The sequence below is a fragment of the Variovorax sp. SG517 genome (assembly GCF_013376045.1).
Taxonomy (GTDB): domain Bacteria; phylum Pseudomonadota; class Gammaproteobacteria; order Burkholderiales; family Burkholderiaceae_C; genus Variovorax.
The window spans coordinates 151,368-171,969 of record NZ_JABMJG010000010.1; the positions used below are offsets into that span (position 1 = coordinate 151,368).

Below are 20,602 nucleotides of genomic sequence, written 5' to 3' on the forward strand. Positions count from 1 at the left end.
TCTCGCAAGGACCATGAGCGAAAACCTCGACACGGCCGGTTCCCTCTCCCGCTTGCGGGAGAGGGTTAGGGTGAGGGTGAGGGCTCGCAGCCTTCGCTCGACCCCGACCGATGCCGAGGCGCTGCTCTGGCACCACCTGCGCGACCGCCGTATGGCGAATCAGAAATTCCGCCGCCAACGTCCGATCGGCCCGTACTTCGCAGATTTCGCATGTCTCGAAGCGAAGCTGATCGTCGAACTGGACGGCGGGCAGCACACCGAAGCTGTCGCATACGACGAGAACCGCACGCGCTTCATTGAAGCCCAGGGTTATCGCGTTCTTCGCTTCTGGAATCATGAGGTGCTGACCCAGACCGATGCCGTGCGCGAGCGAATCCTGCAGGCGCTGCAGGAACACAGCCCTCACCCCAGCCCTCTCCCGCAAGCGGGAGAGGGAGCAAGACAAGACACCAGGAATCTCAAGCCATGAAGCAAGTACAAGACGCCTACATCGTCTCCGCCACCCGCACCCCCATCGGCAAGTCGCATCGCGGCTACTTCCGCAACTACCGTCCCGACGACCTGCTGGCCACCACGCTGCGCGCCGCGCTGGCTGCGGTGCCCAGCCTCGATCCGAAGGCGATCGAGGACATCATCTGCGGCTGCGCGATTCCCGAATCGCAGCAGGGCCTGAACGTCGCGCGCATCGGCGCGGTGCTGGCCGGCCTGCCGACCAGCGTGGGCGGCATCACCGTCAACCGTTTCTGCGCATCCGGCCTGTCGGCCGTGCAGATGGCGGCCGACCGCATCCGCGTGGGCGAGGCCGACGTGATGATCGCGGCCGGTGTCGAGAGCATGAGCATGGTGCCGATGATGGGCAACTCGCCCTCGCTGTCGCCCTCGATCTTCGAGCGCGAGGGCGACGTGGGCATCGCCTACGGCATGGGCCTCACTGCCGAGAAGGTGGCGCAGCAGTGGAAGGTGAGCCGCGAGGCGCAGGACGAGTTCGCGCTCGCCTCGCACCAGAAGGCGCTGGCCGCTCAGCAGGCCGGCAAGTTCGCCGACGAGATCACGCCCATCGAGGTGATCGACCGCACGCCGAACCTAGAGACCGGCGAATCCATCGCCAAGACCCGTACCGTCAACCTCGACGAAGGCGCACGCCCCGACACCAGCCTCGAAGGCCTGGCCAAGCTGCGCACCGTGTTCGCGGCGCGCGGCACCGTGACGGCGGGCAACAGCTCGCAGACCTCGGATGGCGCCGGCGCGCTGATCCTTGCGAGCGAAAAGGCCGTGAAGCAGTACGGCCTGACGCCGCTCGCGCGCTTCGTGAGCTTCGCCAGCAAGGGTGTGCCGCCGCACATCATGGGCATCGGCCCGATCGAGGCCATTCCGGCCGCGCTGCGCTATGCCGGCCTGAAGCACGAGGACATCGACTGGTTCGAGCTGAACGAAGCCTTCGCTGCGCAGTCGCTCGCGGTCATCAATACGCTGGGGCTCGACGCGTCGAAGGTCAACCCGATGGGCGGCGCAATTGCGCTGGGCCACCCGCTGGGCGCCACCGGCGCCATCCGCTCGGCCACCGTGGTGCACGCGCTGCGCCGCGAGAACCTGAAGTACGGCATGGTCACGATGTGCGTGGGCATGGGCCAGGGCGCCGCAGGGATCTTCGAGCGCGTCTGATCGGTAACGCGCAAGGCACCGCGACGAGTGCCGATTCAACGAAGGAGACAGCTTCATGCAGACGCAGCAGCAGCTTCCGGTCGACGGCGGCGCACAGCAACTGGCGGTGCGCCGCTACGAACCCGCCGGCACGCCGCGCGCGAGCGTGGTGATCGGCGGCGCGATGGGCGTACGCCAGTCCTTCTACGCGCCCTTCGCGCAATGGCTCTCGCAGCAGGGCCTGCGCGTCTGGACCTTCGACTACCGGGGCTCGGGCGACTCGCGCGGCAATGTGCCGCTGCGCGAGGTCGATGCCGACCTGTTCGACTGGGCCCGCGACTACGAAGCGGTGATCGATGCCGCCAAGGCCGCGGCGCCCGATGCGCCGCTCTACCTGCTGGGCCACAGCCTCGGCGCGCAGCTGCCCGGCTTCCTGCAGCGGCCGGAGCAGGTCGACGGCCTCGTGAGCATCGCGGCCGGCAGCGGCTACTGGCGCGAGAACGCGCCGAAGCTCAAGCGCTCCATCCTCTATTTCTGGTTCGTGCTGGTGCCGCTGGTCACGCGGCTGTTCGGCTACTTCCCGGGCCGCAAGCTGAGGAAGGTGGGCGACCTGCCGCGCGGCGTGATCCTGCAGTGGCGGCGATGGTGCCTCAACCCGCGCTACAGCGTCGGTGCCGAAGGCGAGCTCGCCGCGCGCAGCTACAGCCGCGTGCGCTTCCCGGTGCTCGCGCTGTCGATGACCGACGACGAACTCATGACGCTCGCGGGCACGAACAGCCTGTTGAGCTTCTATACCGGCGCGCCGAGCGCCATCGAACGCATCGCGCCGGCGGACGTGCAGGCGCGCCGCATCGGCCACTTCGGTTTCTTCCGCGAGCAGTTCAGCCAGAGCCTCTGGCCGAGCACGGTGGACAGGCTGAACCGGCTCGCATCGCTTACCGCGGTGCAGCACGCCAACGTCCCGCACACGACTGCGTGACGCGGGCCACCGGAGGCACACTGCCGCTATGACGACGAGCACGCACCCCTTCGACAAGGCCCTGAAGATCCACCACAGCGACATCCGCGTGGGGCACTTCACTGGCATGACCAGCCCCGACTACTGGAACATGGTCGGACCTTTCGGCGGCACCACCGCGGCGCTCGCGCTGCAGGCCGTGATGCAGCACCCCGACGTGCTCGGCACGCCCATCGCGCTCACGGTCAACTACGCGGCGGCACTCGAAGCCGGCGCGTTCGACATCCAGGCCACGGCCGTGCGCACCAACCGCTCCACGCAGCACTGGACGGTGCAGATCACGCAGGCCGGCCCCAGCGGCGCGCCCAGCATGACGACCACCGCCACAGTGGTGACTGCCGCGCGCCGAGAGACCTGGGGCGAGAGCGACATGCCCATGCCCGAGTCGCCCAGGCCAGAAACGGTCGAGCGCATGAGCATCGGCCCCTCGGGCGTGGCATGGATCAAGCAATACGAGATGCGCCCCTTCAGCGGCGGCATTCCTGCGAAGTGGGACGAGAGCCTGAGCCATAGCGAAACCCGCATCTGGCTGCGCGACGCCGAGCCTCGGCCCCTGGACTTCGCATCGCTGGCCGCGATGAGCGACATGTTCTATCCGCGCGTGTGGTTGCGCCGCGCGAAGCACGTGCCTGCGGGCACGGTGTCGATCACTACCTACTTCCATGCCGGCCCCGAGCAGCTCGCCGAGGTCGGCACCGGCTACCTGCTGGGCCGTGCCGCGGGCCAGCAGTTCTTCAACGGCTTCTTCGACCAGACCGCGCATTTGTGGAGCGAGAAGGGCGTGCTGCTCGCCACCTCGAACCAGATCGTCTACTACAAGGAATAGCGACATGGCCACCCTGAAGAAAGCCGCACTCATCGTCGGCGCCGGCGACGCCACCGGTGGCGCCATCGCCCGCCGCTTCGCGCGCGAGGGCTATGCCGCCTGCGTCACGCGGCGCAGCCTCGACAAGCTGCAGCCGCTGGTCGCGCAGATCGAGGCCGACGGCGGCCGCGCCCATGCCTTCGCGTGCGACGCACGCAAGGAAGAGGAGGTGGTTGCGCTCGTCGAAGAGATCGAATCGACCATCGGGCCCATCGAGGTGATGGTGTTCAACATCGGCGCCAACGTGCCCGAGAGCATCCTCACCGAGACCGCGCGCAAGTACTTCAAGGTGTGGGAGATGGCCTGCTTCTCGGGCTTTCTCAACGGCCGGGAGGTGGCGAAGCGCATGGTGGCGCGCGAGCTTCCCAAGGGTAGCCATCGCGGCACGATCATCTTCACCGGCGCCACCGCCTCGCTGCGCGGCGCGGCGAACTTCGGCGCCTTCTCGGGCGCGAAGATGGCGCTGCGCGCGCTGGCCCAGTCGATGGCGCGCGAGCTCGGGCCGCAGGGCATCCACGTGGCGCACGTGGTGGTCGACGGCGCCATCGACACCGAATTCATCCGCAGCAACTTCCCCGAGCGCTATGCGTTGAAGGAGAGCGACGGCATCCTGAACCCCGACCACATCGCCGACACCTACTGGATGCTGCACGCGCAGCCGCGCGATGCCTGGACGCACGAGATCGACCTGCGGCCCTGGTCCGAAAAGTTCTGAAGAATTCCAGGAAGGAGACAAGAGCGATGACGAAATCCGTCGACTTCTATTTCGACTTCGGCAGCCCCGCCGCCTACCTGGCCGCGACGCAGCTGCCGCACGTGTGTGCCGACACCGGCGCGCAGCTGGTGTGGAAGCCCATGCTCCTCGGCGGCGTGTTCCAGGCCACCGGCAACCATTCGCCGGCCGAGATCAAGCCCAAGGGCCCGTACATGACGACAGACCTCAAGCGCTTTGCCAGGCGCTACGGCGTGCCCTTCGCGCACAACCCGCACTTTCCGATCAACACGCTGCTGCTGATGCGCGGCGCCACCGGCATCCAGATGAAGGAGCCCGACCGCTTCGGCGCGTATGTCGACGCGGTCTTCCACGCGATGTGGGTGGAGCCGAAGAACCTGAACGACCCGGCGACCGTCGGCGCCGTCCTGCAGAATGCCGGCTTCGATGCAGGCGCGCTGCTCGCGCTGGCCGGCGCGCAGGAAACCAAGGACCGGCTCAAGGCCGTGACCCAGGAAGCCGTGGGGCGCGGCGTGTTCGGCGCGCCCACCATGTTCGTCGGCGACGAAATGTTCTGGGGCCAGGACCGGCTCGATTTCGTACGCGAAGCACTCGACGCCGCCTGAGGGCGGCACCACACGGCACTACACGGCACTACACGTTTTCATTCAAGGATCTTTCTATGAGCGACATCCTCGTCCACACCGAAGCCGGTGTGATGACCATCACCTTCAACCGCGTCGACAAGAAGAACTCGATCACCAGCGGCATGTACGCCGAGCTGGCCGACGCACTGGCCAACGCGGAGACCGACGCGGCCGTGCGCTGCGTGCTGATCCAGGGCGACCCGACGATCTTCAGCGCGGGCAACGACATCGGCGACTTCCTCAACGCCCCGCCGGCCACGCAGGAATCGCCGGTGTTCCGCTTCCTGCGCGGCATCGCGACCTTTCCCAAGCCGCTCGTCGCGTCGGTGTGCGGACCGGCCGTGGGCATCGGTACCACGATGCTGTTCCACTGCGACCTGGTCTACGCAGGCGACAACGCCGCCTTCTCGATGCCCTTCGTGAACCTGGGTCTGTGCCCCGAGGCGGCTTCGAGCCTGCTGGTGCCGCAGATGCTGGGCTACCACCGCGCCGCCGAGGCGCTGCTGCTGGGCGAACCCTTCATGGCCGAGGCCGCGCTCGAAGTGGGCCTGGTCAACCGCGTGGTGCCGCCGACCGAAGCGAACGCCATCGCCCAGGCGCAGGCCCGCAAGCTGGCGGCCAAGCCGCTGAGCGCGCTGGTGGAAACCAAGCGCCTGCTGAAGAAGGGCCAGATGCCCGCCGTGCTGGAGCGCATGGGCGAGGAGGGCGCGAGCTTCGGGCGCATGTTGCGTGAACCGGCTGCGCGGGAGGCGTTCGGTGCGTTCATGGAAAAGCGCAAACCGGATTTCAGCAAGTGCTGAAATCCGACGCCTCGTCAGAGGCGTAGCCACGGCAGTGGCGTGAGCAAGCTTTCGTCAAAAGCGCAAGCCGGATTTCTCCAAGGTCTGACAAGGGTCGGAAGCGCCTTCCAGGTCTTGCACGCTTACACTGGCCGGCGTGCAAGATCTGGAGACAAGAACGCTCGCAAAGCCCGGCCAACGGGCCGCTGATGCTACTGAAAAAGTAGCATCGGTCATCGCGCGCAGGCGTACTTTTGGTTTGCTGGCCGGCACCCTGGCGGCGCCTTCGCTGGCCTTGGCGCGCATCAGGCCGCTGCGCATCGGCGTCATCGGTTCATGGTCCGGCCCCTACGCGGGCGGCGGCCGGCAGTTCGATGCCGGGATGTCCGTGTGGCTCGCGGCGCATAACCAGCACATTGCCGGACGGCCGGTCGAGCTGCTGCGGCGCGACGTGCCGGGCAGTGCGCCCGACCAGGCCCGCCGCCAGGCGCTCGACCTCGTGGAAAGCGAGCGCGTCGAGCTGCTCGCCGGCCTGGACTTCAGCTCCAACGCCTATGCCGTGGGCAACGTCGCCACGCAGGCCAGGCTGCCGCTGATCGTGATGAACGCGGCGTCCTCGGGCATCACGGCGCGCTGCCCGTATGCGGTGCGCGTGTCGTTCACCATCGGGCAGGTCACGCTGCCATTGGCCCGATGGGCGCTGCAGCAGGGGCTGCGCGACGTCTGCACGGTGGTGGCCGACTACGCCTCGGGCGTCGATGCCGAAAGCGCCTTCGTCTCGGGCTTCACCGCGGGCGGCGGCCGCATCGGCGCGATGCTGCGGGTGCCGCTGGCCACGCTGGACTATTCGGCCTACATGCTGCGGCTGCGCGAACTGAAGCCGCAGGCGGTGTTCTTCTTCCTGCCCTCGGGGCAGATGCCGGCCACCTTCCTCAAGTTCTGGCGCGACCGGGGCATGGCCGACACCGGCATCCGCCTGCTGGCCACCGGCGACGCCACCGACGACCACTACCTGGAAGGCATCGGCGAGCTGGCCGACGGCCTCGTCACCAGCCACCACTACTCATTTGCCCACGAGTCGCCGGCCAACCGCCGCTTCACCGGCGTCTTCGAGACCGAATACGGCAGCCATCTGCGGCCAGGCTATTTCGCGGTCGCGGCGCATGACGCCCTGGAGGCCATCGACGCCGCGATGACCTCGCCCGCCGCACGCGGCAACGCGAGTGGAGAGCGGCTGGTGGATGCGTTCCGCGGGCTGAAGCTCGAAAGCCCGCGCGGCCCGGTCGAGATCGATGCCCACACCCGCGACATCGTGCAGACCGTGTACATCCGCCGCGTGGAGCGGCGCGACGGGCGGTGGATCAACCGCGAGTTCGAGCGCTTCGAGCGGGTGCGCGACCCGGGCGTCTGAGAAGAGGTTGTCGTCTTCGCCAGAAACAGCGCGGAACCGGCTTTGCCGGGCCGCAGGTGTTGCCCCCGGCAGGGGGTGGCGAAGCGACACGAAGTGCGCGAAGCCTGGGGGATTACTTTTCGATCGGACGCGGACGGCCGTTGTCGTCGATGGCCACGTAGGTGAAGGTGGCTTGCGTCACCTTGATGTATTCGCCCTGCGCGCGGAAGCGCTCGGCGAAGACTTCGACCATGACCGTGACCGAGGTGCGGCCGATGCGCACCAGCTTCGAATAGAACGACAGGATGTCGCCCAGGCGCACGGGCTGCTTGAAGATGAACTCGTTGACCGCCACCGTGGCCTGCCGGCCCTTGGCGTAGCGCGCGGGGATGACGGAGCCGGCCAGGTCGCACTGCGCCATGACCCAGCCGCCGAAGATGTCGCCGTTGGCGTTGCAGTCCGCCGGCATCGGAATGACCTTGAGCACCAGCTCCATGTCGGTGGGCAGGCTCTTGAGGGTGGCGGCGGCCGTGGAGGCGGCACTGGAAGTATCTGACATGGGCACAATCTGGAACAAACAAGCAATCACGATTGTCCTCCATGCGCCGCAGCGGCGAAGCCCTTCCTTCCTCCCACACGGCCGGCAGCCATCCGCCGCCCCCCTCAGACCGCTCCGACTGGGCGACGCTGCGCCGCCTGTTTCCCTACCTCTGGCAGTACAAGTGGCGCGTGGCCGCGGCGCTGGCCTTCATGGTCGGCGCCAAGGTGGCCAACGTCGGCGTGCCGGTGCTGCTGAAGAACCTGGTCGACACCATGACGCCCAAGCCGGACATGGCCCAGGCGCTGCTCATCGTGCCCATCGGGCTGCTGCTGGCCTACGGGCTGCTGCGCTTCTCGACCTCGCTCTTCGGCGAACTGCGCGAGCTGATCTTCGCCAAGGCCACCGAGGGCACCGCCCGGCAGATCGCGCTGGAGGTGTTCCGCCACCTGCATTCGCTGAGCCTGCGCTTCCACCTGGAGCGCCAGACCGGCGGCATGACGCGCGACATCGAGCGCGGCACGCGCGGCGTGCACTCGCTCATCTCGATGTCGCTGTACAGCATCGTGCCCACCATCATCGAGCTGGTGCTGGTGCTCACCATCCTTGGCGTGAAGTTCGACTCGCTGTTCGTCTGGATCACGGCGGCGGCGCTGGTGCTGTACATCGTCTTCACCGTGACGGTGACCGAGTGGCGCACGCAGTTCCGCAAGACCATGAACGAGCTCGACTCGGTGGCGCAAAGCCGCGCGGTCGATTCGCTGCTGAACTACGAGACGGTCAAGTACTTCAACAACGAGGACTTCGAGGCCGGCCGCTACGACGCCAGCCTCGACCGCTACCGCAAGGCCGCCATCAAGAGCCAGCGCACGCTGAGCATGCTCAACACCGGCCAGCAGGCGCTCATTGCCATCAGCCTGGTGCTCATGCTGTGGCGCGCCACCTCGGGTGTGGTCGACGGGCGCATGACGCTGGGCGACCTGGTGATGGTCAACGCCTTCATGATCCAGCTCTACATTCCGCTCAATTTCCTGGGCGTGATCTACCGCGAGATCAAGCAGAGCCTGACCGATCTCGACAAGATGTTCGTGCTGATGGAAAAGGAGCGCGAGGTGCGCGACGCTCCTGATGCGCAGCCGCTGGCCGGCGTGGATGCCACGGTGCGCTTCGAGGACGTGAGCTTCGCCTACGAGCCCGCGCGGCCCATCCTGAAGCACGTGAGCTTCGAGATCCCGACAGGCAAGACGGTGGCCGTGGTCGGCCCCTCGGGCTCGGGCAAGTCGACGCTGGCGCGGCTGCTGTACCGCTTCTACGATGTACAGCAGGGCCGCATCACCATCGGCGGCCAGGACATCCGCGAGGTGACGCAGTCGAGCGTGCGCCACGCCATCGGCATCGTTCCGCAGGACACGGTGCTGTTCAACGACACCGTCGAATACAACATCGCCTACGGCCGCCCCGGCGCCACGCGCGAGGAAGTGGAAGCCGCCGCCCGCGCCGCGCGCATCCACGACTTCATCGTCGCCACGCCCAAGGGCTACGAAACGACCGTGGGCGAGCGCGGCCTGAAGCTCTCGGGCGGCGAGAAGCAGCGCGTGGCCATTGCGCGCACGCTGCTGAAGAACCCGCCGATCGTGATCTTCGACGAGGCCACCTCGGCACTCGACTCGGCCAACGAACGCGCCATCCAGTCGGAGCTCAAGAGCGCCGCGCAGGACAAGACCACGCTGGTCATCGCGCACCGGCTGTCGACGGTGGTGGACGCGCACGAGATCCTGGTGCTTGAAAGCGGCGTGATCGTCGAGCGCGGCACGCACGCCGAGCTCCTTGCGAAGCAGGGCCGCTACGCTCAGATGTGGGCTTTGCAGAAGAGCGAAGCAGCACCGCTGATGTAGCGCGATCATCCGTTCCTTCTTTTTTATCGATTCCAGGAGTTCAGACGTGTCGAACAAGATCCCCCTGCTGGTGCTCAACAGCCTCTCGAGCGCCCACCAGGCCCAGATCGCCGAGGTCTACGACATGACCTACGCCTTCGGCCCCGAGCAGCGCGCGGCCGCCATCGCCGAGCACGGCAAGAAGTTTCGTGCGGTGTTGACCATCGGCGTGATCGGAATCACGCCCGAGGAGATCGACGCGATGCCGGCTGTGGAGCTGATCTGCTGCATGGGCGCGGGCTACGAAGGCGTGCCGCTCGAAGTGACGCGCGCACGCGGCATCGCCACCGCCAACGGCGCCGGCACCAACGACGACTGCGTGGCCGACCACGCCTTCGGCCTCCTGATCGGCATCGTGCGCGAGTTCCGCAAGCTCGACCGGCTGTGCCGCGAGGGCGTGTGGCGCGAAGCCATTCCGCAGCCGCCGAACGTGTCGGGCAAGAAGCTGGGCATCCTTGGGATGGGCACCATCGGCCAGAAGATCGCGAAGCGCGCGGCGGCCTTCGACATGGAAGTGGGCTATCACAACCGCAAGCCGAAGGAAGGCGTGACGCAGCGCTACTTCGACGACCTGAAGTCGCTCGCCGCATGGGCTGACTTCCTGGTGCTGGCGGCTCCGGGCGGCCCGGCGACGAAGCACCTGGTCAATGCCGAAGTGCTCGACGCGCTGGGGCCGCAGGGCTACCTGGTGAGCATCGGGCGCGGCAGCGTGGTCGACACCGAGGCGCTGGCAGCGGCGCTGCGCGAGAACCGCATCGCCGGTGCAGGCCTCGACGTGTACGAGAGCGAGCCGAAGCGGCCCGAGCAGCTGATCGGGTTGGACAACGTGTTGCTCACGCCGCACATGGCGGGCTGGTCGCCTGAGGCGACGCAGAAGTCGGTGGACCACTTTCTCGCGAATGCCGAAGGGCACTTTGCTGGGCGGGGCGTCGTTACACCCATTTGATGTCTTGCTCCTTCCCCCTCTGGGGGAAGGTTGGGATGGGGGCAGGCAGAGCGGCCGCAATGAGCGCCGTTTGCCCCCACCCCCGCCCTCCCCCAGAGGGGGAGGGAGTCAAGCCAATACCGGGGGGCGGTGAGATGCCCACCCGCACGCTTGGTCATAGGCATGCCCCAGCCGCAGCACGTCGAGATCCGAATGGATCGGCCCCGCCAGCTGCAGCCCCATCGGCAGCCCGCCTTCGCCGAAGCCCGCGCGCACGTTCAGCGTCGGCAGCCCCGCCAGCGTGAACGGCGTGACGATCTCCATCCAGCGGTGGTAGGTGTCGTTCTTCACGCCGGCCACCCCGGCCGGCCAGTGCAGCTCGGCATCGAAGGGAAAGACCTGCGCCGTCGGCGCCAGCACGAAGTCGAAGCGCTCGAAGAGCCTGAGAAAGGCGCGGTACACGTTCGAGCGGTACACCGAAGCCTGATAGAGCGAGGCCGCGTCGAGATGCCGGCTTTGCTCGATCTCCCACTGCGCCTCGGGCTTGAGCTGCGCGAACAGCTTCGGGTCGCTCAGGTAGGCGCCCAGCTTGCCGCCCACGAGCAGCTGCCGCAGTCGCAGCCAGGCGCTCCAGTTGTGCTCGCGCGGCACGTCGAGCGTGCAGGGCTCGACCTCGCAGCCGATGTCGCGGAAGGTGCCGAGTGCCTTCTCTCCGAGCTCGCGGATGCCGGGCTCCAGCGGCAGCTCGGGCCAGATGCTGCCGAGCCAGCCGATGCGCAGGCCCTTCCCGTCGCCCTCCAGCCGCAGTTCGTCGGGCGAGGGCAGGGCGTGCGGCGACGACAGCGGCACGCGTGCGTCGAAGCCCGCCTGCACGGCCAGCAGCCGCGCCGCGTCTTCCACCGTGCGCGCCATCGGGCCCTCGCAGCCCAGCTGCTGGAAGAACAGTTCCTCGTCCGGGTTGCCCGGCACGCGACCGCGCGAGGGCCGCATGCCGATCACGTTGTTGAACGCCGCCGGATTGCGCAGCGACCCCATCATGTCGCTGCCGTCCGCAACCGGCAGCATGCCCAGGGCCAGCGCCACCGCGGCGCCGCCGCTGCTGCCGCCCGCGCTGCGGTCGGGCGCATAGGCGTTGCGTGTGATGCCGAACACGGTGTTGTAGGTGTGCGAGCCGAGGCCGAATTCGGGCGTGTTGGTCTTGCCGATGACGACGGCGCCGGCCGCCCTGGCGCGGGCCACGTGCAGGCTGTCGGCCCGGGCGGCGGAGCGCGGCGACAGCGGGGAGCCCATGGAAGTCGGCAGGCCGGCGGCATGGCTCAGGTCCTTCACCGCCAGCGGAAAGCCGTGCATCCAGCCGCGCCGTTCGCCGCGTGCCAGTTCGGCGTCGCGCTCGTCGGCCTCGGCCAGCGACTGCGCCGGATCGCGCAGCGACACGATGGCGTTGAAGCGCGGGTTCAGCGCCTCGACGCGGGCCAGCGAGGCCTGCATCAGCTCCCGGCAGGACACCTCGCGCGCGGCGATGCGGCGGGAGAGTTCGGTGGCGCTGAGGTCGAGCAGGTCGGCTTGGGGCATGGCGGATGAGGGAAAAGGAGGGGGAGCCCAGTATGGCGCGGCGCTCGCATAATCGCCGCGTATGGAAACAAAGTGGCTCGAAGACTTCATCAGCCTTGCGGAAACGCGCAGCTTCAGCCGCTCGGCCCAATTGAGGCACGTAACGCAGCCGGCGTTCTCCCGCCGCATCCAGGCGCTCGAAGGCTGGGCCGGCACCGACCTGGTGGACCGCAGCTCGTACCCCACGCGGCTCACGCCCGCGGGCCAGACACTCTACAGCCAGGCCATCGAGATGCTGCAGTCGCTGCAGAGCACCCGCGCCATGCTGCGCGGCCACTCGGCCGCCGGGCAGGACGTGATCGAGATCGCGGTGCCGCACACGCTGGCCTTCACCTTCTTCCCCTCGTGGGTGACCAGCCTCAGGGAGCACTTCGGGCCCATCAAAAGCCGCCTGATCGCGCTCAACGTGCATGACGCGGTGCTGCGGCTCGTCGAAGGCAGCTGCGACCTGCTGATCGCCTATCACCACCCCTCGCAGCCGCTGCAGCTCGACGCGAACAAGTACGAGATGGTCAGCCTCGGCGAGGAAACCGTGGCCCCCTGGGTCAAGGCCGACGCCGAGGGCGCTCCGCGCTACCGCCTGCCGGGCCGGCCCGGCCAGCCGCTGCCCTACCTGGGCTATGCGCCGGGCGCCTACCTGGGCCGCGTGGTCGACCAGCTGCTGAAGGAATCGGGCACCGCCATCCACCTCGACCGCGTGTACGAGACCGACATGGCCGAGGGCCTGAAGGTCATGGCGCTCGAAGGGCACGGCATCGCCTTCCTGCCGCAGAGCGCGGTGCGCAAGGAGATCAAGGCCCGCAAGCTGGTGAGCGCGCTGCCGCCCGAGATCGACAGCCTGGAAGCCACCATGGAAATCCGCGCGTACCGCGAGCGCCCGGGAACGCCGGCTCCGCTCAAGGCCGGCGCCGGCCGTGCGGCGCTGAAGGCGGCCGACACCCTGCAGCCCAAGCGCACGGCTGATGCGCTGTGGTCCTACCTGGTCGGCACCCAGCCGCAGCGCTGACGGCAGGCGGCTTCACCGGAATTTGTGCATCGCACAATCTATAAATGCCGCGCATAGGCCCTCCCGCAAAAGGCATTGGCGCACCGAATCCGGCGCCACTACAGTCGCGGCTGCTTTTCGCTGTCACGCCCCCAACCCACGGCACGCGCCCTACGCGTGCTTTTTTTTAAGCCGAGGAACCGCAGATGAGCTCCAACTTCAGGACGGAACACGACTTCCTCGGCGAGAAGCAGATCCCCGCCATTGCCTACTGGGGCGTGCACACGGCGCGCGCGGTCGAGAATTTCCCCATCTCCGGCACCCGCATCTCGGCCATGCCCGACCTGGTGCGCGCGCTGGCCTACGTGAAGAAGGCCGCCACCCGGGCCAACGCCGACCTCGGCGCCATCGACCGCGACCGCGCCGCGGCCATCATCCTGGCCTGCGACGACATCGTCGACGGCAAGCTGCTCGACGAGTTCGTGGTCGACGTCATCCAGGGCGGCGCCGGCACCTCGACCAACATGAACGCCAACGAGGTCATCTGCAACCTCGCGCTGGAAAAACTGGGCCACGAGAAGGCGCGCTACGACGTGCTCCACCCCAACGACCACGTCAACGCCTCGCAGAGCACCAACGACGTGTACCCCACGGCGGTGCGCCTGGCGCTGTGGTTCGCCATCGGCCGGCTGCTGGAGTCGATGGCTTCGCTGCGCCGCGCCTTCGAGGCCAAGGCGCTGGAGTTCAAGGACATCCTCAAGATCGGCCGCACCCAGCTGCAGGACGCGGTGCCCATGACCCTGGGCCAGGAGTTCCTGACCTACGCAATCATGATCGAGGAGGACGAGGCCCGCCTGCGCGAGGCACGTGCGCTCATCGAGGAAATCAACCTCGGCGCCACCGCCATCGGCACCGGCATCAACGCGCCGCACGGCTACGCCAACCTCGCCTGCCAGTACCTCGCCGAGCAGACCGGCGTGCCGCTGAAGCAGGCGGCCAACCTCATCGAGGCCACGCAGGACACGGGCGCCTTCGTGCAGCTGTCGGGCGTGCTCAAGCGCGTGGCGACCAAGCTCAGCAAGACCTGCAACGACCTGCGCCTGCTCTCCAGCGGCCCCCAGGCCGGCTTCGGCGAGATCAGGCTGCCGGCGCGGCAGGCGGGCTCGTCGATCATGCCGGGCAAGGTGAACCCGGTGATCCCGGAAGTCATGAACCAGGTGGCCTTCGAGGTCATCGGCAACGACATCACCGTGACGCTGGCGTCCGAAGCCGGCCAGTTGCAGCTCAACGCCTTCGAGCCGATCATGGGCTGGAGCCTGTTCAAGAGCATCCAGCACCTGAGCCGGGCCTGCACCACGCTGCAGCACAACTGCGTCGAGGGCATCGAGGCGAACCGCGAATTCCTGGCGAAGCGGGTGCGGGAGTCGGTCACGCTGGTCACGGCGCTCAACCCGCTCATCGGCTACGAGAAGGCCGCGCTCATCGCCAAGACCGCGCTGGCCACCGGCGGGCCGATCGACCTCGTGGCCGAATCGCTGGGCATCATGACCCGCGCCGAGATGGACGCGCTGCTGGTGCCCGAGAACCTCACGCAGCCGGTGCGCCTGTCGACGGCACCGGTGCCGGCAGCGGCCGAGCCGACGGTCAACAATCCGGGCACAAAGGCTGCTTAGTGAAAATCGGACAATGCCAGGAGGCAGGATCGCACCATGCTGGCGCTGAGATGCGCATGGCCGGTGCAGGCTGTGTGTGTATGCACCGGGTTGGTCCGGGTATCACGCAAAATGCGAGTGTCTAGAATTTAGTTGTATCTGTTTCAGTCACCCTCAGGAGTTTTCCTCATGAAAAAACAAGTATTGGCATTGGCGGTTGCGGCACTGGCCGCTGGCGGCGCGATGGCGCAGGCCAACGACACGCTGGCCAAGATTAAGGCTTCGGGCGTCATCACCGAAGGCGTGCGTGAATCTTCCGGTCTGTCGTACACGCTGGGCAATGGCCAATACACCGGCTTCCACTACGACGTCTGCGCCAACATCATCAAGGACCTCGAGAAGGCCGCCGGCAAGAAGCTCGAAGTCAAGTACCAGCCCGTGACCTCGCAGAACCGCATTCCGCTCGTGCAGAACGGCACCGTGGACATCGAGTGCGGCTCCACCACCAACAACGCCACCCGCCAGAAGGACGTGGCCTTCGGCGTGACCACCTACGTCGAAGAAACCAAGATCGTCGTCAAGGCCAACTCGGGCATCAACTCGCTGGCCGACCTGAAGGACAAGACGGTTGCAACCACCACCGGCACCACGCCGCTGCAGACCGTGCGCAAGCAGAAGCGCGCCGAGAACCTGACCTTCAAGGAGGTCTACGGCAAGGACCACTCCGACAGCTTCCTGCTGCTCGAAACCGGCCGCGCCGACGCCTTCGTGATGGACGGCTCCATCCTGGCTGCCCTGGCCGCCAAGTCGAAGTCGCCCAAGGACTACAAGATCCTGCCCGACGTGCTGGCCGTGGAACCCATCGCCATCATGATCCGCAAGGACGACCCCGCCTTCAAGAAGGCCGTGGACGACAGCATCAAGGCACAGGCCAAGTCGGGCGAACTCGCCAAGCTGTACGACAAGTGGTTCCTGAAGCCGATTCCCCCGGCTGGCGTGACCATCGGCCTGCCGCTGGGTGAAGCCACCAAGAACGCCTGGGCCAACCCGAACGACAAGCCCGCCGAAGAGTACGTCACCAAGGAATAAGCGCGGCGTCGCTGCGTGATGACGCCCACCTTTCGCGGTGGGCGTTTCTTTTCAAGGGACTGGCTTTCGCAAGAGACGGTGAAGAAGGAGTAAAGACAAATGGGCAACTGGGATTGGCAGGTTTTCCTGCAGGACCCCGGGGGGGAATATCCGAGCTACCTGCAATGGATGCTCTCGGCGTGGGGCTGGACCGTGTCGGTCGCGCTGCTGGCGCTGGTGGTGGCACTGGTGCTGGGCTCGCTGATCGGCATCATCCGCACGCTGCCCGACAGCCCGTGGCTGGTGCGGCTGGGCAATGCCTGGGTGGAGCTGTTCCGCAACATTCCGCTGCTGGTGCAGATCTTCCTCTGGTACCACGTGATCCCGGCGCTCATTCCCGTCATGAAGGGCGTGCCGAGCTTCATCCTCGTGGTGCTGGCGCTGGGCTTCTTCACCTCGGCGCGTATCGCCGAGCAGGTGCGCTCGGGCATCCAGGCGCTGCCCAAGGGCCAGCGCTATGCGGGCATGGCGGTGGGCTTCACCACCGCGCAGTACTACCGCTACGTGATCCTGCCGATGGCTTACCGCATCATCATCCCGCCGCTCACGAGCGAGACGATGAACATCTTCAAGAACTCGTCCGTCGCGTTTGCCGTGTCGGTCGCCGAACTCACCATGTTCGCGATGCAGGCGCAGGAAGAAACCTCGCGCGGCATCGAGGTCTACCTTGCGGTGACGGCGTGCTACGTGGTCTCGGCGCTCATCATCAACCGCCTCATGGCGTTCATCGAGAAGAAGACCCGCGTGCCGGGCTTCATCGTCTCGGCCGGCGGTGGCGGAGGACACTGAAATGATGAATCTCGACCTGTCCTTCTACAACTGGGACGTCATCAGCAACTTCGTCGTCAAGGGCTTCTACTTCAGCGTCACGCTGACGGTGGTGGCCACGATCGGCGGCGTGATCTTCGGCACCCTGCTGGCGCTCATGCGCCTGTCGGGCAAGAAGTGGCTCGATGCGCCCGCGGCCCTGTACGTCAACGGCATGCGAAGCATCCCGCTGGTGATGGTGATCCTGTGGTTCTTCCTGCTGGTGCCGGCGTCGTTCTATTCGCTGTTCGGCTCGGTGGGCTCCAACTACCGTTCCGAGATCTCGGCGGTGATCACCTTCGTCGCGTTCGAGGCCGCCTATTTCAGCGAGATCATGCGCGCGGGCATACAGTCGATCCCGCGCGGCCAGGTCAACGCCGGCCAGGCCGTGGGCATGACCTACGGCCAGAACATGCGCCTGGTGGTGCTGCCGCAGGCCTTCCGCAACATGCTGCCCGTGCTGCTCACGCAGACCATCATCCTGTTCCAGGATACCTCGCTGGTCTACGCCATCGGCGCCTACGACATGCTCAAGGGCTTCGAGACCGCCGGCAAGAACTTCGGCCGCCCGATCGAGGCCTACCTGCTCGCAGCCGTCGTCTACTTCGTCATGTGCTATGCCCTTTCTTGGCTGGTCAAGCGCCTGCACAAGAAGATCGCCATCATCCGCTGACAGTTTGAGTGGCTAACCGGAGAAAGAAATGTCCGAAAAAATGATCGAAATCAAGAACGTATCGAAGTGGTACGGCCCGGTGCAGGTGCTCAACGACTGCTCCGTGAACATCGCCAAGGGCGACGTGGTGGTGGTGTGCGGCCCGTCGGGTTCCGGCAAGTCCACGCTCATCAAGACCGTGAACGCGCTCGAGCCCTTCCAGAAGGGCGAGATCACCGTCAACGGCATCCCGCTGCACGACCCCAAGACCAACCTGCCCAAGCTGCGCTCCAAGGTCGGCATGGTGTTCCAGCACTTCGAGCTGTTCCCGCACCTGTCGGTGACCGAGAACCTCACCATCGCCCAGATCAAGGTGCTCGGCCGCTCGCCCGACGAAGCCAAGACCCGCGGCCTGAAGATGCTCGACCGCGTGGGCCTGATGGCGCACAAGGACAAGTTCCCGGGGCAGCTCTCCGGCGGCCAGCAGCAGCGCGTGGCCATCGCCCGCGCGCTGTCGATGGACCCCATCGTCATGCTGTTCGACGAACCCACCTCGGCGCTCGACCCCGAGATGGTCGGCGAAGTGCTCGACGTGATGGTGAACCTGGCCAAGGAAGGCATGACCATGATGGTGGTCACGCACGAAATGGGCTTCGCCCGCAAGGTCGCCAGCCGCGTGATCTTCATCGACGTGGGCGGCCGCATCCTGGAAGACTGCTCGAAGGACGAGTTCTTCGGCCACCCGGAAAACCGCCAGCCGCGCACCAAGGACTTCCTGAACAAGATCCTGCAGCACTGATCGGCTGCGCTGCACGAGCGACAAGGGGCCATGCTGGCGACGGCATGGCCCTTTTTCTTCGCCTCCTCTGCGTGCGGATGTCCGGTTTCAACTCGCGGCCGAAGCACGGAGCTATGCTGCACACGGAGGAGAAAAGAATGAAACACCCCCATCGACCCTTGCATCGCACCACGGCGGTGTGCCGCCTCGTTGCAACGGCCTGCGCGGCGGCGGCCCTGCTGGCGGCGTTGCCGGCACAGTCCGCCGAGAACTGGACCGAGATCGCATCGACGCCCCGCAAGAAGGTGCTGCTGCAGCGCGATTCCATCCGGCCGCACGACGGCATGGTGGAAGCCTGGACGCTCTACCGCTACGACGAACTGCAGACCGACGTGGGCAAGACGCCGTACCGCACCTCGCGCTATCTCTACGACTACGACTGCAAGGGCGGGCGTGAGAAGGCGCGCCGCGTCGTGAGCCACAACGGGCCGCTGGAGGTGCACGACATCGACCTCAGCCGGCACACCGAATGGAAGGCCGTCGGCGGGCCCACCACGGTGAGCGGGATCGTGTTCAAGCAGGTGTGTGCGCAGGCGCGCTGATAGTTAGCGCCGCCGCGCCTGCTGTGCTGATAGGCTCTGCGGCCAGTTTCCCCGCGGAGCCCTCGTGTCCAGCAACAAGTTCCAGATCGGCAAGTGCGCGTTCGAGTTCGACCCCGAGACGGAGGTCGCGTTCGAGGACGGCGGCATGTCCTTCCACCTCAAGGCCCGGCCCGTCGGCTACGACAAGTCGCGGCACATGCCGCCCTTCGATCCGGAGGGCTCAGACAACCCCGCCGCAGGCCGGATCGCACCTTCGTTCCGGTCCTCGACCTTCCATTTCTACGACAACCACGACACGCCCCGGCGGCACATCCGCTACCTCCAGAACCAGCCGACGAACGGCTTCTTTGCTCTCTGGGAAAACGGCTTTGCCTTCGGCACGCGCTTCTTCGGCGAGATCGACCTGCGCCCCGACCGCATCGAATTGCAGGGCCTGCTGCGGCACGACTACGAGACGGACGCGCAGGGCGTGCCGGTGCACGTGGTGTGGCATTGCCCACCGGGAGAGGTCGAGCTGCGCCCCTACACCTACGGCAGCTTCGAGGAGGCGATGGCCGCTCCGCCCGAGCGCGTGCGCCGGCTGTTCATCCGCGATTGGGACGGCCGCTGGCGCGAAGAACTGCTGCGCTTCACCCGGCTCGAGCACCTGTCGCTGCAGCATTCGTGGGGCACCGACACGGCGAACTCGGCCACCGAGTTTCCGGAATCCTTCTGCACGCTGACCCGGCTTCGCGAGCTGTACCTGCGCAGCCCCGTCTTCTCACGCCTCCCCGAGGGCCTGGGCGCGCTCGAATCGCTGGAAGTGCTCTCTCTCGGGCACTGCAGCATCGAGGCATTGCCCGACAGCATCTCGCGGCTCGTGCGCCTGCAGCGCCTGCTGCTCGACGGAAACCGGCTCACGACCTTGCCCGAGTCCGTAGGCAACCTGCCGGCCCTCACGCGCCTGAGCATCAACAAGAACCCCTTCGAGTCGCTGCCGGCCACGTTGAGGAACATCGAGAAGGTCGACATCGAAAGGAAGAACGAGGCCTTGTTCCGCGACATCCGCTATCGCCCCGAGGTCGAGGCCGCGGTGGATCGCGAGGCCTTCATGGCCCGCAGCAGCCAGCGGCACGTGGCGCTGCTGGGCGAGGCCCTGGCGCGGCACGGCCTCCAGCGCTACGAAGACGCACTCCTGCGCCATGCGCGCCAGGCGCTGCGCCTGCGCACCGTGGAGCCCGAAGACTACGCAAGCCTGGGCAACACCCGCATCGACGGCAGGCCCGATCTGCCGCCCGGCATCGACTACCCCGCGACCGACGGGAAGCCCTGGCGCTTCTACGCGCAGATCGACCTGGCCGACATCGCGCCGCTGCAATCGTGGCTGCCGCGCTCGGGCCGCCTCTATTTCTTCGGCGAAGGCCAGGAGCAAGGCGACGGCGTGCGCGTGCTGCATTCCGATGCGCCGGCCGATGCGCTGCGCCCGCACGCGTGGCCGGAAGACGCCGAGTTCGCCGACGGCTGCAGCGTGTCCGATGCGTACGAGGGCTACAAGACCAGCGTCGACATCACGGTGTCGTTGCCGAATCTCTACAACGCCGGCGGCGGTCGTCTGCTCGGTGACGACGTCGTACTGATGGAGATCGACAGGGACGACAAGCTGCAGGAAGCCTACTGGGCACTCGAAGCCGAGCTGGCCGGCGACGGCGAGCGCCGCAACGCCGCGCACCTGATGAACGCCCACGTCTTCACCCAGCACGAGAACCCGCAGGAGCAGGCATCGCGCGAGAAGGGCGGGCTGCCCGCGGAGTGGGTCAACCTGCTGACGCTGTGCTCCGACGGCAACCCGGGCTTCTGCTTCTGGGATGCGGGCACCTTCACCGTCAGCATCCACGAGAAGGACCTGGCGCTAGGCGATTTCTCCCGCGTGCACTGGAGCCTGGAGAGCAGCTGAGGCTG

Annotated in this window: 20 protein-coding genes; 18 read left to right on the top strand and 2 right to left on the bottom strand. The window is 66.9% G+C overall.

Annotated features, from left to right (window positions below):
• Positions 1-13: 13 nt before the first annotated feature.
• From FHT32_RS27440 to FHT32_RS27475, 8 genes are all read left to right on the top strand, one after another.
• Positions 14-469 (top strand): endonuclease domain-containing protein, encoded by a 456-nt coding sequence (locus tag FHT32_RS27440; protein ID WP_176667730.1) that lies wholly within the window; start codon positions 14-16, stop codon positions 467-469.
• Entirely contained in the window at positions 466-1,662 is a 1,197-nt protein-coding gene (locus FHT32_RS27445) for an acetyl-CoA C-acyltransferase (RefSeq protein ID WP_176667731.1), read from the top strand. Before FHT32_RS27440 ends, FHT32_RS27445 begins: the two co-directional genes overlap by 4 nt.
• A gap of 55 nt (positions 1,663-1,717) precedes the next feature.
• Positions 1,718-2,620, top strand: coding sequence for an alpha/beta fold hydrolase (locus FHT32_RS27450; protein ID WP_176667732.1), 903 nt, complete (start codon positions 1,718-1,720; stop codon positions 2,618-2,620).
• Between the two features lie 28 nt (positions 2,621-2,648).
• Positions 2,649-3,485: an acyl-CoA thioesterase II gene (locus FHT32_RS27455; RefSeq protein WP_176667733.1), complete on the top strand. Its 837-nt coding sequence runs from the start codon at positions 2,649-2,651 to the stop codon at positions 3,483-3,485.
• 4 nt (positions 3,486-3,489) lie between these two features.
• Positions 3,490-4,239 carry an SDR family oxidoreductase gene (locus FHT32_RS27460; RefSeq protein ID WP_176667734.1) on the top strand — a complete coding sequence of 250 codons (750 nt, stop codon included), beginning with the start codon at positions 3,490-3,492 and terminating at the stop codon, positions 4,237-4,239.
• 26 nt (positions 4,240-4,265) lie between these two features.
• Entirely contained in the window at positions 4,266-4,862 is a 597-nt protein-coding gene (locus FHT32_RS27465) for a 2-hydroxychromene-2-carboxylate isomerase (RefSeq protein ID WP_176667735.1), read from the top strand.
• A 56-nt stretch (positions 4,863-4,918) separates the two neighbouring features.
• Entirely contained in the window at positions 4,919-5,683 is a 765-nt protein-coding gene (locus tag FHT32_RS27470) for an enoyl-CoA hydratase (protein ID WP_176667736.1), read from the top strand.
• Between the two features lie 283 nt (positions 5,684-5,966).
• Entirely contained in the window at positions 5,967-7,073 is a 1,107-nt protein-coding gene (locus FHT32_RS27475) for an ABC transporter substrate-binding protein (RefSeq protein ID WP_176667895.1), read from the top strand.
• Positions 7,074-7,185: 112 nt separating this feature from the next.
• Here FHT32_RS27475 and FHT32_RS27480 read toward each other — a convergent pair whose 3' ends face one another.
• Positions 7,186-7,611 (bottom strand): acyl-CoA thioesterase, encoded by a 426-nt coding sequence (locus FHT32_RS27480; RefSeq protein ID WP_176667737.1) that lies wholly within the window; start codon positions 7,609-7,611, stop codon positions 7,186-7,188.
• 41 nt (positions 7,612-7,652) lie between these two features.
• On the opposite strand from FHT32_RS27480, the gene FHT32_RS27485 reads away from it, so the two are divergent.
• The gene (locus tag FHT32_RS27485; RefSeq protein WP_176667896.1) at positions 7,653-9,485 is read left to right on the top strand and encodes an ABC transporter ATP-binding protein/permease; all 1,833 of its coding nucleotides are present in this window, start codon (positions 7,653-7,655) and stop codon (positions 9,483-9,485) included.
• A gap of 46 nt (positions 9,486-9,531) precedes the next feature.
• Positions 9,532-10,470, top strand: a complete 939-nt coding sequence (locus tag FHT32_RS27490) for a 2-hydroxyacid dehydrogenase (protein WP_176667738.1) — start codon at positions 9,532-9,534, stop codon at positions 10,468-10,470.
• 108 nt (positions 10,471-10,578) lie between these two features.
• Here FHT32_RS27490 and FHT32_RS27495 read toward each other — a convergent pair whose 3' ends face one another.
• A complete protein-coding gene (locus FHT32_RS27495; RefSeq protein WP_176667739.1) occupies positions 10,579-12,021 on the bottom strand; it encodes an amidase in 1,443 nt (480 codons plus the stop codon).
• A gap of 61 nt (positions 12,022-12,082) precedes the next feature.
• On the opposite strand from FHT32_RS27495, the gene FHT32_RS27500 reads away from it, so the two are divergent.
• The 8 genes from FHT32_RS27500 to FHT32_RS27535 all read left to right on the top strand — a co-directional run bounded on the left by FHT32_RS27500 (position 12,083) and on the right by FHT32_RS27535 (position 20,597).
• Positions 12,083-13,066, top strand: coding sequence for a LysR substrate-binding domain-containing protein (locus FHT32_RS27500; RefSeq protein ID WP_176667740.1), 984 nt, complete (start codon positions 12,083-12,085; stop codon positions 13,064-13,066).
• Positions 13,067-13,251: 185 nt separating this feature from the next.
• Complete coding sequence (locus FHT32_RS27505; protein WP_176667741.1) at positions 13,252-14,718, top strand: aspartate ammonia-lyase; 1,467 nt, start codon at positions 13,252-13,254, stop codon at positions 14,716-14,718.
• Positions 14,719-14,886: 168 nt separating this feature from the next.
• The gene (locus FHT32_RS27510; protein ID WP_176667742.1) at positions 14,887-15,786 is read left to right on the top strand and encodes an amino acid ABC transporter substrate-binding protein; all 900 of its coding nucleotides are present in this window, start codon (positions 14,887-14,889) and stop codon (positions 15,784-15,786) included.
• A 99-nt stretch (positions 15,787-15,885) separates the two neighbouring features.
• Positions 15,886-16,614 carry an amino acid ABC transporter permease gene (locus FHT32_RS27515; RefSeq protein WP_176667743.1) on the top strand — a complete coding sequence of 243 codons (729 nt, stop codon included), beginning with the start codon at positions 15,886-15,888 and terminating at the stop codon, positions 16,612-16,614.
• Between the two features lies 1 nt (position 16,615).
• Positions 16,616-17,305, top strand: coding sequence for an amino acid ABC transporter permease (locus FHT32_RS27520; RefSeq protein ID WP_176667744.1), 690 nt, complete (start codon positions 16,616-16,618; stop codon positions 17,303-17,305).
• A 40-nt stretch (positions 17,306-17,345) separates the two neighbouring features.
• Positions 17,346-18,083: an amino acid ABC transporter ATP-binding protein gene (locus FHT32_RS27525; RefSeq protein WP_125948202.1), complete on the top strand. Its 738-nt coding sequence runs from the start codon at positions 17,346-17,348 to the stop codon at positions 18,081-18,083.
• A gap of 137 nt (positions 18,084-18,220) precedes the next feature.
• Positions 18,221-18,664, top strand: coding sequence for a surface-adhesin E family protein (locus FHT32_RS27530; protein ID WP_176667745.1), 444 nt, complete (start codon positions 18,221-18,223; stop codon positions 18,662-18,664).
• Between the two features lie 64 nt (positions 18,665-18,728).
• Positions 18,729-20,597 carry a DUF1963 domain-containing protein gene (locus tag FHT32_RS27535; RefSeq protein ID WP_176667746.1) on the top strand — a complete coding sequence of 623 codons (1,869 nt, stop codon included), beginning with the start codon at positions 18,729-18,731 and terminating at the stop codon, positions 20,595-20,597.
• Positions 20,598-20,602 lie beyond the last annotated feature (5 nt).